The organism is Winogradskya consettensis (genome assembly GCF_018332715.1).
In the GTDB taxonomy this organism is placed as follows: domain Bacteria; phylum Actinomycetota; class Actinomycetes; order Mycobacteriales; family Micromonosporaceae; genus Actinoplanes; species Actinoplanes consettensis.
The window spans coordinates 229540-241414 of record NZ_BOQP01000008.1 but is presented as its reverse complement, the minus strand read 5'-3'; the positions used below and the strand labels follow the sequence as shown (position 1 = coordinate 241414).

General features: G+C 69.2%; 11 protein-coding genes and 2 pseudogenes. 7 read left to right on the top strand and 6 right to left on the bottom strand.

Translation table 11 applies throughout. The annotated features are described in order from the left end of the window. Positions 1 to 159 precede the first annotated feature (159 nt). Both Aco04nite_RS09680 and Aco04nite_RS09675 read right to left on the bottom strand, forming a co-directional pair. The gene (locus tag Aco04nite_RS09680) at positions 160 to 1173 is read right to left on the bottom strand and encodes a pectate lyase family protein (RefSeq protein ID WP_244875852.1); all 1014 of its coding nucleotides are present in this window, start codon (positions 1171 to 1173) and stop codon (positions 160 to 162) included. Positions 1174 to 1566: 393 nt separating this feature from the next. After that, the gene (locus tag Aco04nite_RS09675; RefSeq protein WP_212996856.1) at positions 1567 to 3846 is read right to left on the bottom strand and encodes an ArnT family glycosyltransferase; all 2280 of its coding nucleotides are present in this window, start codon (positions 3844 to 3846) and stop codon (positions 1567 to 1569) included. 198 nt (positions 3847 to 4044) lie between these two features. Between Aco04nite_RS09675 and Aco04nite_RS09670 the strand changes: the two genes are divergently transcribed. Both Aco04nite_RS09670 and Aco04nite_RS09665 read left to right on the top strand, forming a co-directional pair. Then, complete coding sequence (locus Aco04nite_RS09670) at positions 4045 to 5154, top strand: AI-2E family transporter (RefSeq protein ID WP_212996855.1); 1110 nt, start codon at positions 4045 to 4047, stop codon at positions 5152 to 5154. A 93-nt stretch (positions 5155 to 5247) separates the two neighbouring features. Beyond that, positions 5248 to 6003, top strand: a complete 756-nt coding sequence (locus tag Aco04nite_RS09665) for a pectate lyase (RefSeq protein ID WP_244875851.1) — start codon at positions 5248 to 5250, stop codon at positions 6001 to 6003. 34 nt (positions 6004 to 6037) lie between these two features. Here Aco04nite_RS09665 and Aco04nite_RS09660 read toward each other — a convergent pair whose 3' ends face one another. After that, positions 6038 to 6481 carry an Lrp/AsnC family transcriptional regulator gene (locus Aco04nite_RS09660; RefSeq protein WP_212996853.1) on the bottom strand — a complete coding sequence of 148 codons (444 nt, stop codon included), beginning with the start codon at positions 6479 to 6481 and terminating at the stop codon, positions 6038 to 6040. Positions 6482 to 6575: 94 nt separating this feature from the next. Between Aco04nite_RS09660 and Aco04nite_RS09655 the strand changes: the two genes are divergently transcribed. Both Aco04nite_RS09655 and Aco04nite_RS09650 read left to right on the top strand, forming a co-directional pair. Beyond that, positions 6576 to 7490, top strand: coding sequence for an SMP-30/gluconolactonase/LRE family protein (locus tag Aco04nite_RS09655; RefSeq protein WP_212997253.1), 915 nt, complete (start codon positions 6576 to 6578; stop codon positions 7488 to 7490). A 73-nt stretch (positions 7491 to 7563) separates the two neighbouring features. Further along, the gene (locus Aco04nite_RS09650) at positions 7564 to 8124 is read left to right on the top strand and encodes an AAA family ATPase (protein ID WP_212996852.1); all 561 of its coding nucleotides are present in this window, start codon (positions 7564 to 7566) and stop codon (positions 8122 to 8124) included. On the opposite strand, the pseudogene Aco04nite_RS50215 reads toward Aco04nite_RS09650, so the two are convergent. Then, positions 8112 to 8839, bottom strand: a pseudogene (locus Aco04nite_RS50215) (DUF6928 family protein). The gene Aco04nite_RS09650 and the pseudogene Aco04nite_RS50215 sit on opposite strands and share 13 nt — an antisense overlap. Before the next feature lie 48 nt (positions 8840 to 8887). Here Aco04nite_RS50215 and Aco04nite_RS09640 point away from each other — a divergent pair. Then, the gene (locus Aco04nite_RS09640) at positions 8888 to 9208 is read left to right on the top strand and encodes a MazG-like family protein (RefSeq protein WP_244875848.1); all 321 of its coding nucleotides are present in this window, start codon (positions 8888 to 8890) and stop codon (positions 9206 to 9208) included. Positions 9209 to 9215: 7 nt separating this feature from the next. On the opposite strand, the gene Aco04nite_RS09635 is transcribed toward Aco04nite_RS09640, so the two are convergent. Further along, the gene (locus Aco04nite_RS09635; RefSeq protein ID WP_203840425.1) at positions 9216 to 9359 is read right to left on the bottom strand and encodes a hypothetical protein; all 144 of its coding nucleotides are present in this window, start codon (positions 9357 to 9359) and stop codon (positions 9216 to 9218) included. Positions 9360 to 9940: 581 nt separating this feature from the next. Between Aco04nite_RS09635 and Aco04nite_RS09630 the strand changes: the two genes are divergently transcribed. Next, positions 9941 to 10846, top strand: a complete 906-nt coding sequence (locus Aco04nite_RS09630) for an alpha/beta hydrolase family protein (protein WP_244875847.1) — start codon at positions 9941 to 9943, stop codon at positions 10844 to 10846. 10 nt (positions 10847 to 10856) lie between these two features. Next, entirely contained in the window at positions 10857 to 11576 is a 720-nt protein-coding gene (thyX, locus tag Aco04nite_RS09625) for an FAD-dependent thymidylate synthase (RefSeq protein WP_212996850.1), read from the top strand. 27 nt (positions 11577 to 11603) lie between these two features. Here thyX and Aco04nite_RS50210 read toward each other — a convergent pair. Then, positions 11604 to 11816, bottom strand: a pseudogene (locus Aco04nite_RS50210) (IS701 family transposase); the annotation flags it as partial. Positions 11817 to 11875: the final 59 nt, after the last annotated feature.

Here is an 11875-nt window from a genome sequence, read left to right as displayed (position 1 = left end):
GCACTGTTACCGCTCACAACCCACCTCGCAATATGTCGTGGCGATTTCTGCCACATGACGAATATGAATTGATGAACGTCATTGTGTATTGGACGTGGGAGGTCCCCGCCTCGACAGTGCGGCGGGGGCCCCGGTCATCGGTCGCCCGATCGATCCCGGTCAGAGCGCGATGCGTCCCGCGCCGGAGCTCGCCGTGACGGCCGACTTCACCGCGCTAGCGGCATCCGCCGTGTAGCTGTACGGAATGCTCGCGACACTGCCACCCGTCTGGCCCGCACCGGAGTTCACCAGCAGGTTGCCCCGCGCGACCAGCGTCCCCGGTCCGGAATCGGCCTCACCCAGGTGATACGGGTCGGCGACACCCTCGAAGGAGTTGTTCTCGACCAGGACACCGGCGCCCTCGGTCGACGCGACGCCGTACCCACTGTTGTTGTAGTAGTAGTTGTTGTAGACGTGCACCGGGTTGCCGAACCGCACCCGCGGGTGCCGCTGCGTGGACGCGTCGAACCAGTTGTGGTGGTAGGTCACCCGCAGGTGCCCGGTGTCCTGGCTGGCGTTGCTGTCACTGTGACCCAGCAGCATGGACTTGTCGTGGTCGAACACGTGGTTCCAGCTCACGGTCACGAAGTCCGACCCACGCTTGATGTCGACCGCGCCGTCGTACCCGTCGCTGAACGTGTTGTGGTCGATCCAGATGTTCGTCGCGGACGTCTGCACGTTGATCGCGTCGTCGTCCCACCCGCGGAACGTCAGGTTGCGGATGATGACATTCTTGTCGCCGTTGATGTTCAGACCACACCCGACGATCGCGGAACCCGCGTTGCCGATGATCGTCTTGTTGGAACGAACGCGCAGCATGCCGCTGCAGCTGATCGTCCCGGACACCCGGATGACCGAGGCCGCGGTCGCACCGACGGCGGTCGTCAGGGCGGAAGCGCTGGTCACGGTCGTGGTCGCCGCGCTACCGCCGCCGGTGGTGCCGCCGTTCTGGGTGGCCCAGCCGACCAGCTGATCGACCGCTGCCAGTGGGGCCGCGGCCTGCCCGGCTGCGGCCTTCTCGGTCCCGGCCGCGGGGCGGTCGGCTGCGTTCGCTGTTCCGGCCGCCGCGATGAGAGCGAGACCGGTCGCACCGGCGGAAGCGGCCAGCACGAGATGGCGCATCTTCTTGCGCATGGTGTTCTCCTAGCAATTCTGTTGTGCCGCGCGGGGGATCGCGGCCCGGAGGTGGGGCGCTGCCGGATCACGGCAGGCGTCGAGTCGATGCCATCGCCATGACGGGCCGGGCCGCCTCGACGGCCCGTTCCCGCAGGGCCGGCACGACCGGCTCATCCGCTGGCGGGACCGTTCCCGTGCCCGCTTTGCCCGAAGCAAGCGCTTACCTGTTTCCAGGACAACACAGACGGATGTCGATGTGAAGACAAACCCGTTTGCAGGTTGTTTGCAGTCAGAACGGGATCTTCCCGGCGGACCCTCCACGCTGGAAGACTCTCTGACACGGATCAGGCCGGCTGGTGTAAACACCGGCCGGCCTGACGATGACCTTCGGAACGAGCGGGCTGCGAAGGGTCAGCCGCAGCGGTAGAGCGGCTGATCCGCCGGCACCGCCGGGTCGGACACGGCAGCACAGGTGGCGGTGACCCAGTCGGAGATGGCCTGGGTGGTGCCGCCACTGCCGTCGCCCGGGCCGCCGAAGCCTCTGCCTCCGGATGCCGCGAGCATGAAGTAGTGCAGGTCGCCCTGGCCGACCAGCTTCTGGACACCGGCGAGGGTCGGCTGCGGCACGCTGCCGCTGAAGCCACCCATCGGCATGTACGTGTGCCCGGTCGCCAGAATGTACGGCGACGCGGTGTTCCAGGAGGTGGTCGCCGCCACGAAGCGGGCCGTGCCCTGGTTCGCCGTCAGGTAGTCGTCGAGCTTCTGCTGCTCCGCGGTCAACGTCGCCGTCGTGTCCCCGCCCGGTCCACCACGACCACCCCCGCCGGGGAACCCGCCTCCACCGTTCGCCCCTCCCCCGGGAAAGCCGCCACCGTTCGTGCCACCACCGGGGAAGCCGCCACCATTCGCCCCGCCGCCGGGAAAACCACCACCGGTCGCACCGCCCCCGCTGGGATCGCCACCTGCGGGGTTACCGCCGCCCGGATAACCGCCACCGTTCGCGGCACCACCGTTGGCCTGCCGGTTGCCGCCGCCGAAGCCACCGCCCCCGCCGCCGCCGAAACCACCGCTGCTCGGGCCGGCGGAGGCGTCGAAGGCGCTGCCCGAGTACCGGGAATCCAGCACCGAACCGGCCCAGACGCTAGGCACCGCCACCATCGCAGCGACCGCGAGTGCCATCGCCACCGTCAGCACACGTCCACCCGGCCGGGGCAGCCGCGGCACGAACACCGCAGCGACGACCAGGAGCGCGACAATGCCGATCCCCAGGACCGTCCATCGCAGCCACGGCAGGAAGTCCGGGAACTGGCCGGCCAGGTAGACCGTCCACGCGAGTTCCGCCACCACCAGCGCCGGAAGCTGCCAGCGGGCGCTGCCGTCACGCAGGCCGCGCCAGGCCCGGACGATCGCGGCGGCGGACAACGCGGCCAGGGCCGGGGCGAGCGACGACATGTACGCCGTGTGCGGGATCGACATCTTGCTGAACACGGCCGCCACCGTGACCAGCCACAGTCCCCAGAACAGGTAGTTGGCGCGCGACGCGTCGGTCCGGGGTGCGCGGCCGGCGGCGACCAGCCCGAAGATCAGACCGAGCAGCGCCAGCGGGTACAGCCATCCGATCTGCGCGCCGTACCGGGCGCCGACCAGCTTGGACGCCCCGTCACCGCCCCCGCCCGGCCCGCCACCGCCACCCGCCCCGCCCCGCTCAGCCCGGCCACCCGAATCACCCTGCCCACCCGGAAAGCCTTGACCTCCCGCATAGCCCTGTCCCGCCGGGTCACCCTGGCCGCCCGGGACATTCTGGGCACTCTGGTCGGCTCCGGGCGTACCCACAGCGGGATTTTGACCTTGATTGCCGCCGCCGGTGAACATCGATCGGACCGCGCCGGGGACGTGAAGGCCGAAGCGGTCGATGCCGTTGTAGCCGAAGACCATGGCGATGGCGGTGTTGTTGGTGCTGCCGTCCACATAGGGGCGGTCGGAGTCGGGCGTGATCTCGTACAGTGCGACCCAGGAGATCGAGACGGCCAGGGCGACCGCGCCCGCGGCGGCGAGGTGACCGAGTCTGCGCCGCCACCCGCCGTGCGCGGCGATCAGGTAGGTGATGCCCATGGCCGGGAGGATCAGCCAGGCCTGGAGCATCTTGGCCTGGAAGCCGACGCCGACCCAGACGCCGGAGAGCACCAGCGGGCCGAGCCGGCGTGACATCAGCGCGAGCTGGAAGGCGTCGGCGGCGAGGACGAGGCACAGGGTGAGCAGCCCGTCCTCCATCGGGTGGCCGAACATGGAGGCGATGATGGGCGTGAAGCCGAACAGGGCCGCGGCGAGCAGACCTGCGGCGGGCCCGGCGAAGCGCCGTCCGATCCGGTACATCACGAGGACGGCGATGACGCCCTCGATGACCTGGGGCAGTGTCAGGGACCACGCGTGGTAGCCGAAGATCCGCGCCGAGAGTGCCTGCGGGACGAACGAGCCGGCGAGCTTGTCGATGGTGATCGTCGCGCCGGGGTCCAGGGCGCCGTAGAAGAACGCCTTCCAGCTCACCGACATGCTCTTGGCGGCGACCGAGTAGTAGAGCGCGTAACCGCTGTCGCGGATGCGCAGGCCGTAGAGGATCGCGGCGACCAGGGCTATGCCCAGCAGCGCCGGGCGTGCCCAGCCGGGCTGGCCCTCCGGGGAGCGCCAGAACATGAGCCGACCCGGTACGCGAAACGCACTCACAAGAGCCTCTCCACCACATTTGTCCACCGATGTCCGCGCAGCATGCCCGTCGAACCTCACGGGCACCTGCGTCCCACCTCAAAGAACGCTCCTAGGCCTGTTTCATAACTGGACCCGCCGCAGCCCGGCCTCAGTTATGAAACAGGCCTTAGCTCATAGGGTGATCACATGGCCGGCTCGCTTAACCCAGTAAAGACGCGCACCGCGTTGCGCACCTCGGCACGGATCTCTTTGGAGACGCTGCTCGTTCTGCTCATGACAGGCGTGGTCCTGTGGATTCTCGGTCAGATGTGGTCGGTCATCTGGCCGCTCGTCGTGGCGCTGCTGCTCACCACACTGACCTGGCCACCCGTACGGTGGCTGCGCAAACGCGGCTGGAAACCGGCACTCGCGGCCGCGCTCGTGACCGTGCTCTTCCTGCTCGTGCTCGCGGGCACCGTGGTGCTGATCGCGGTGCCGGTGGCCTCGCAGTCGCCGGAGCTCGCCAGCGGGGTCGTCGACGGCATCCAGCATCTGCGCGAATGGGCGTCGGGGCCGCCGCTGAACATCGGTGACGATCAGGTGACCAGCGCGCTCGACACCGCCCTCGACAGGATCCAGAACAGCGTCGGCGACATCGTCAACTACACCGTGACCGGGGTCAGCACCGTCGTAAATGGCCTGGTCACGGCCATCCTGGCGCTGTTTCTGATGTTCTTCTTCCTCAAGGACGGCCCGCGGTTCCTGCCGTGGCTCGCCCGCCAGCTGCCCGGCCGGCTCGCCGTCGACGTGCCCACGGTCGCCGGGCGCAGCTGGGACACGCTGGGCGCGTTCGTGCGCTCGCAGGCCTTCGTGGGTCTGCTCGACGCCGTCTTCATCGGCCTCGGCCTGTGGATCGTGGGCGTCCCGCTGGTGCTGCCCCTGGCGGTGCTGACGTTCGTCACGGCGTTCGTGCCGATCGTGGGGGCACTGTTCGCGGGCTTTGTCGCCGTACTCATCGCATTGGTCTCGAACGGCTGGACCGACGCCCTGATCGTGCTGGCCATCATCGTGGCCGTGCAGCAGCTCGAGGGCAACGTCTTCCAGCCGATGGTGCAGAGCCGCGGCCTGGGTCTGCACGCGGCGGTGGTCCTGCTGGCCGTGACGCTCGGCGGTAGCCTCGCCGGCATCGTGGGCAGCCTCCTCGCGGTGCCGATCGCCGCACTCATCGCGGTCTTCTGGATCTACGTACGCGAGCAGCTGAGCGACCCGGTTCCGGAGCCGGTCCCGGACGAACCCGCGGAAGTACCAGCGGATTAGTCAATTGTCCTAATTAATCCGCCGAGCCGATCCACCCGTGTAATGCCCCAGCGGCCCATCTCCGTGGACCGCCCCGACCCTGGGAGGCAGCACATGGCACAACGATCGCGCAGAACGACCCGGCTCATCGCCGCCGGAGCCGTCGCACTGGCAGCCGTGGCGGCGACGGTCACCACCCAGTTCGCCTCGGCGGCCGAGTCGGCGGAGACCGTCACCGCCACGATCCAGGTCGACGGGGTCTTCGACGGCGCGGGCAAGCGGTTCATCGCGGACGGCGCGCTCGGTGACGGCGGCCAGGACGAGGGCCAGGACGCGATGTTCGAGCTGGCCGACGGCGCCACGCTGACCAACGTGATCCTCGGCGTCCCGGCCGCGGACGGGGTGCACTGCCTGGGCAGCTGCACCCTGCGCGACGTGACCTGGGAGGACGTCGGCGAGGACGCCGCGACGTTCCTCGGCACGAACGCGACCGTCCTGGTCGAGGGCGGCTCCGCGGCGCTCGGCACCGACAAGGTCTTCCAGGACAACCGGCTCGCCGGCGGCTCGGTCACCATCAAGGACTTCACGGTCAGCGACTTCGGCAAGCTCTACCGCTCCTGCGGCAACTGCGACGAGCAGGCCGCGCGTACGGTCGCCATCTCGAACGTCACCGCCACCGGCACCGGCAAGGTCCTCGCCGGCGTCAACGGCAACCTCGGCGACAAGGTCACCATCACCGACGTCACCCTCCCCGAGGACACCCACGTCTGCGAGATCTTCGAAGGCAACGACACCGGCGCCGAGCCCACCAAGGTCGCCACCGAGCCCGACGGCGTGACCTGCGTCGCCACCGGCATCACCGTCCGGTAGCCGCCCAGGGCGGCGCCCGGTCCGGGGGCGTCGCCTACGGCCGGACCGGTTTCTCGAAGAACGTCTCCAGCACGACGACGGTCTCGGTGCCGGTCACCCCTTCAACAGCGAAGATCTCGCGCAGCGTGGCCTGCAACTCCTCGGTGGTCGCGGTGCGGACCTTGACGAGCAGCGACGCGGCCCCGGCGACGATGTGCGCCTCCTGGATGCCCGCGATGGCCAGCAGCGCGTCCCGGGTGGGCGGGTCACCCATCCATTCACCGGCCTTGATCAGCACATACGCGCAGACACCCCGCCCGATCGCCGCGGGGTCGACCTCGATGGTGGTCCGGCGGATGACGCCCCGGTCACGCAGCTTGCGTACCCGTGCGTGGGCCGAACCCGCGGACAGCCCGACCGCCTGCCCCAGCGTCTCGTAGGACTGCGTCGCGTCCTGCTGGAGCAGCACGAGCAGCGCGCGGTCAACGTCATCCACCATACGAACCTCATCTGCCTCAAAGTCGACTTGACCGTAGCAGATTCTGAATGCCTATGATTCGTCCGAACGCTGTCTCGAATCGGGGGCTATGAGCATGACGTATTCCATCCCGGCCGAGTTCCGGCTGATCGACGAGCGCTTCCAATACTGCGACGGTGATTTTGTCGTCGAACGCCTGCACACCGGCGCCCGCAAGACCGAGGGCCCGGCGTACTTCCCCGCGGGCCGGTATCTGGTGTGGAGCGACATCCCCAACGACCGCATGCTGCGCTGGGACGAGACCACCGGCACGGTCGGCGTCTTCCGCACCGGCTCGGGCTACGCGAACGGCAACACCGTCGACCGTCAGGGCCGGCTGGTCACCTGCGAGCAGGGCAACCGCCGCGTGACCCGTACCGAGCACGACGGCACCCTCACCGTGCTCGCCGACCGCTATCAGGGCAGGCGGCTCAACAGCCCCAACGACGTGGTCGTCCGCGGCGACGGCACGATCTGGTTCACCGACCCGACCTACGGCATCACCAGCGACTACGAGGGCAACCTCGCCCCGAGCGAGCTCGACGACAACTGTTACGTCTTCCGCCTCGACCCTGCCACCGGTGACCTGCGCGTCGTCGCCGACGACTTCTGCCGCCCCAACGGCCTGGCGTTCTCCCCCGACGAGCAACGCCTCCACATCGCCGACACCCGCCAGGAACCGAGCCACATCCGCGTCTTCGACGTCACCGCCGACGGGCATCTCACCGGCGGTGACATCTTCGCCACCTGCGACAACGGCCGCTTCGACGGCTTGCGCGCCGACGACTCCGGCCGCATCTGGGCAGCGGCCTGGGACGGCGTGCACTGCTTCGCGACCGACGGCACCCTGATCGGCAAACTGCTGCTGCCCGAACCGGTCGCGAACCTCACGTTCGGCGGGCCGAAACTCAACCACCTCTTCATCACCGCGGGATCATCCGTGTACACCCTCAGAGTCACCTTCAACGGCGCGCGCTACCCCCGGTCCTGATACGCCCCACGGCCGGCTCCTCGGCGTGGTGTGGCCGGCCACCACCTGGCTCTGACACTTGTTACCGTTCCCCATGACAGAGGACCCGACGCTGGTGGTCATGCGAGGAAATTCCGGTAGCGGCAAAACCACCGCTGCGCGGGAGATACGCCGGCGGTACGGCCGGGGCTGCGCCCTCCTCGAACAGGACCACCTCCGCCGCGTCATTCTCCGCGAACACGACAGCACCGCCATCGGCCCCGTCGCCCCGGCGTTCATCGCGGCCACCGCCCGGACCGCGCTCGACCTCGGCTACCACGTCGTCCTCGAGGGAATCCTCCACACCGACCGCTACGCCACGGCGCTCCGGGACCTCATCACCGGCCACCCCGGCCCCGCCCATGTCTTCTACCTCGACGTCTCCTTCGACGAAACCGTCCGCCGCCACTTCCGCCGCGACGAACCGATCCCCGTCACCGCCGACCAGATGCGCGAGTGGTACTCCCCCCGCGACCTGCTCGCCACCCCCGGCGAAACCGTCATCCCCGAGGTCAGCACCTTCGAGGAAACCGTCACGACCGTCCTGCACCACAGCGGCCTCGCCACCCGGGACCCGCTGACGCCCTGCCCGACGGTGTGCCCTCACTGTCCCTGAATGGATTCCCAGCGCGCTGTCCGAGGGGGACCCGCTGCCTTCATCCAGGCCGCGAGCGCCGCCGCGCGGGCCACCTGCTCCTGCCCCGTGGGGTCCTCGACGCGGAAGCCGTGCACGGGCACGTCGAACGGGTCGACGTCGTCCGGTTCCGGGTGCCCTTCCAGGATGAAACCGAACAGGGCTCGCAGCGCGTCCTCGCCGAGCTCCAGCGGGTGGAACGGCAGCGGGTACGGGCGTCCGGTGAACGTCACGCCGACCGGGTGCTCACCCGCCCAGTACGACCGCTCGAAGTCGTACGGTTCGCCGATGTCTCCACGATCCCGCTGTCCGGGGACAGGCTGAGCGACCGCACGAGCACCCCGTCGTCCCACACCGCGAAGCCGAGCCAGTCGCTGACCGAATGCATGCCGTGCATGACGATCCGCCGCCCCGCACCGGCCCGCAGCAGGTCCTCGGGCAGCTCGGACGGGCGATCGAGGATCAGCCTCCGGTCGCACAGCAGCTCAGCACCGGGCAGCATCGCCACATAGGTGACATCGTCGGGCGGGTAGCACCAGTCCCACAGGAGGCCGTCCTCGATCGGCGTCACGGCGTACCCGGGATGGATCTGCCGCACCAGCTCCTCGGCCCTGACCCGGTCTCCCGCGCCGGCCCCGAGCAGCGCCGGCCGCAGGTCGCCCTTCGTGAAAGCCAGCAACGCGGTCTTCGCGCCCATGACCACCCCTCCCCCGGATCGATTGGTGCGGGATGTGAGATTACCGGCATGGCTGATGACGACATGACGGTGTGGGACGCGGCGCGGACGTGGCGGGCGGCGCTCGACGAGCGGAACGGGACCGAGGATCTGGAGCTGACGCTGCGGATCGCGAAGATCACGGAGGAGGCCGGCGAGGCGGTCCAGGCCTGGATCGGGGTCCTCGGCCAGAACCCGCGCAAGGGCGTCACCCACACCCGCGAGGACGTCGCCGGAGAACTCGCCGACGTGGTGTTCACCGCGCTGGTCGCCATTGAAAGCCTCGGCCTGGACGCCCGCACCACCGTCGACACGTGCGCCGAGAAAGCCCTCGGCTACCTGCCCCGGTAACGAACGATCACCGGCGCCGGCGCGGCAACTTCTTACCGATCAACAGCCAGGCCGCATAGAGCACCCCAGCAACAGCGACCGGTACGCCCTTCAGCCCGTTGATAATGATCAAAGGCGGACCCGCCGACACCAATGCCAGCGCCAGCGCCATCCGATGCGGCTGAAGCTCCCGCGGCCCACCCCGCGCCGGCCGCCGGGCAGACCCCGCCGCAGCTCGCCGGGGAAGCCGCGCCGAAGAACCCTCCGGCGGCCCGGGCGGTTGCGGCGCGGAACCCTCCGGCTGCCCGCGTCGTTGCGGCGCCGCATTCTCCGGATCAAGGGCCGGATCCGCAGTTGTCTCAGGGCCGGAAACCCCGGCACCAGCACCCTCAACGCCCTGATCAGCAGGCGGAAGGTCCGAACGCGCAGGCTCGGGACGGGCGGGGAGGCCAAGGGCGGTGAAGTCCGTGGTGCGGGCAGGGGCGGCGGCGGGCGACCGGGGCGTGCGGTCGTCCGTTTTCATCGCGCGGTCCGGCGCCGGGGCGTCGTCCGGTTGGTGCTGTCCCACTGACCCCATCTTGCTCCATGGGTTTCGGCGCGCCCCGGGGACCCGGCTCAGCGGAGTCCGACCCCACAATCCAGAACTGCCCTCCGATCGGGGGACGTGGGCGGGGGCGGCAGCCTTGACAAAGCGGAACCAAGTTCCACATGATGACGGAACAAGGTTCCACTTATCGCATCGGAGGGCAAGTCATGATCTTCTCGGTCAGCCCGATCGTCCTGGCGGCTCCCGGCCGCGCCGTTGACCTGCAGGTAAAGGTGACCGCACCGACAACCGGTGAGCGCCTCCCTATCGTCCTGCTGTCGCACGGTCACGGCGCGTCGAACAACCTGTCATCACTCAACGGGTACGCGCCCCTGGTCACCCTCCTCGCCGAGCAGGGCTTCGCCGTGATCCAGCCGACCCACCTCGACTCGAAAACGCTGGCGCAGAGGGTGGATCCCGATGACGCCGAGGCGCCGCTGTTCTGGCGTACCCGGGCGCTCGACATGACCCGCGTCCTCGACCGGCTCGACCCGATCGAGGACGCGGTCCCGCAGCTGAAAGGCCGCCTGGACCGCACCAAGGTCGCCGTCGCCGGGCACTCGCTGGGCGGGCACACCGCGAGCCTGCTGCTGGGTGCGCGCCTGACCGACCCGCTCGACGGCGAGCAGGTGAACCTGGCCGAACCCCGGATCAAGGCCGGCGTGCTGCTCGCCGCGCCGGGCCGCGGCGGGGACGCGCTCAGTGAGTTCGCGGCGAAGAACTACTCCTTCTTCTCGACCACCGACTTCACCACGATGGCCACGCCGGCGCTGGTGATCGCCGGTGACCGCGATGCCTCCCCGCACCTGACGACCGCGGGCTGGGAATGGCACACCGACCCGTACACACTGGCGCCTGGCCCCAAGGATCTGGTGGTCCTGGCCGGAGCGGAGCACGGCCTCGGTGGCATTTCCGGGTACGACGCGGCCGAGACCACCGACGAGGATCCCGCTCGCGTCGCCACGGTGGCCCGGCTCGTTTCGGCGTACCTGCGGAATGTGCTTCTGGGTGATGGTGGGGCGTGGCGGGACGCGCGCGATTCGCTGACGGGTGACCGGGCCGAGGGCAAGTAACGTATCCGCAATGACCGAGCCTGACTTCCGCCACGACGTGAGCGTCACCCTCGTGAAGAGTGCGGCGGCGGACGCGGATGTGCTGTTCGCCGCGCGGGTGTCGACCGCGGGCGAGGCGTCGCTGGCGGAGCTGGACGCCGATCCCGGGAAGTCCGAGGGCCTGATCAACTACCTGATGCGGGATCGGCACGGTACGCCGTTCGAGCACAACTCGATGACCTTCCTCGTCCAGGCGCCGATCTTCGTGTTCCGCGAGTTCCACCGGCACCGCGCGGGCTGGTCCTACAACGAGGAGAGCGGGCGTTACCGGGAGCTGGAGCCGGTGTTCTACACGCCGGCCGAGGACCGCCCGCTCGTGCAGTTCGGGCGTCCCGGCAAGTACGAGTTCGCCGAGGGCACCGCGGAACAGCACGAGCGAACGGTCACGGCGATGGAATCCGCGTACCGGCACAGCTATGCGGCGTACCAGGAAATGCTGGCAGCGGGGATCGCCCGGGAAGTGGCGCGGGCCGTGCTCCCGGTCGGTCTTTTCTCCTCGATGTACGCGACGTGCAACGCCCGCTCGCTGATGCATTTCCTGTCACTGCGCACCAAGCGCGAGAACGCGAAGGTCCCGTCGTTCCCGCAGCGCGAGATCGAGATGGTGGCGGAGCGGATGGAGGCGCAGTGGGCGGCACTGATGCCGCTGACCCACGCCGCCTTCGAGACCCACGGCCGCGTGGCGCCCTAGTATTCTGCGGCGCCGGCGTGACCACCACCGGGCCAGGTCCATCAACCGGGTTTTCCGGGATCCGTAACAGACGTAGTAGGCCAGCTCACCGGTGCTGATGGTGCGCCGGGCGAGAAGCCAATAGCCGCGGACCACGTGCGGCTGGTCGTGTTCCTCCATGAAGACGCGCAGCGACTTCGATTGGCCGTCGGCCTCGTCCATCGTCACCCACCCGGCCGGAACGCCGGCGGCGAACGCTCTGCCGCTCGGCCACCGCGATGGCCGAGCCGGGGCACGAAGGGCATGCGCAGCGATCTCCT

Excerpts from the sequence above, each read along its gene's own strand:
- Aco04nite_RS09680 (WP_244875852.1), bottom strand. The coding sequence starts at position 1,173 with ATGCGCAAGAAGATGCGCCATCTCGTGCTGGCCGCTTCCGCCGGTGCG.
- Aco04nite_RS09675 (WP_212996856.1), bottom strand. The coding sequence starts at position 3,846 with ATGTTCTGGCGCTCCCCGGAGGGCCAGCCCGGCTGGGCACGCCCGGCG.
- Aco04nite_RS09670 (WP_212996855.1), top strand. The coding sequence starts at position 4,045 with ATGGCCGGCTCGCTTAACCCAGTAAAGACGCGCACCGCGTTGCGCACC.
- Aco04nite_RS09665 (WP_244875851.1), top strand. The coding sequence starts at position 5,248 with ATGGCACAACGATCGCGCAGAACGACCCGGCTCATCGCCGCCGGAGCC.
- Aco04nite_RS09660 (WP_212996853.1), bottom strand. The coding sequence starts at position 6,481 with ATGGTGGATGACGTTGACCGCGCGCTGCTCGTGCTGCTCCAGCAGGAC.
- Aco04nite_RS09655 (WP_212997253.1), top strand. The coding sequence starts at position 6,576 with ATGACGTATTCCATCCCGGCCGAGTTCCGGCTGATCGACGAGCGCTTC.
- Aco04nite_RS09650 (WP_212996852.1), top strand. The coding sequence starts at position 7,564 with ATGACAGAGGACCCGACGCTGGTGGTCATGCGAGGAAATTCCGGTAGC.
- Aco04nite_RS09640 (WP_244875848.1), top strand. The coding sequence starts at position 8,888 with ATGGCTGATGACGACATGACGGTGTGGGACGCGGCGCGGACGTGGCGG.
- Aco04nite_RS09635 (WP_203840425.1), bottom strand. The coding sequence starts at position 9,359 with ATGGCGCTGGCGCTGGCATTGGTGTCGGCGGGTCCGCCTTTGATCATT.
- Aco04nite_RS09630 (WP_244875847.1), top strand. The coding sequence starts at position 9,941 with ATGATCTTCTCGGTCAGCCCGATCGTCCTGGCGGCTCCCGGCCGCGCC.
- thyX (WP_212996850.1), top strand. The coding sequence starts at position 10,857 with ATGACCGAGCCTGACTTCCGCCACGACGTGAGCGTCACCCTCGTGAAG.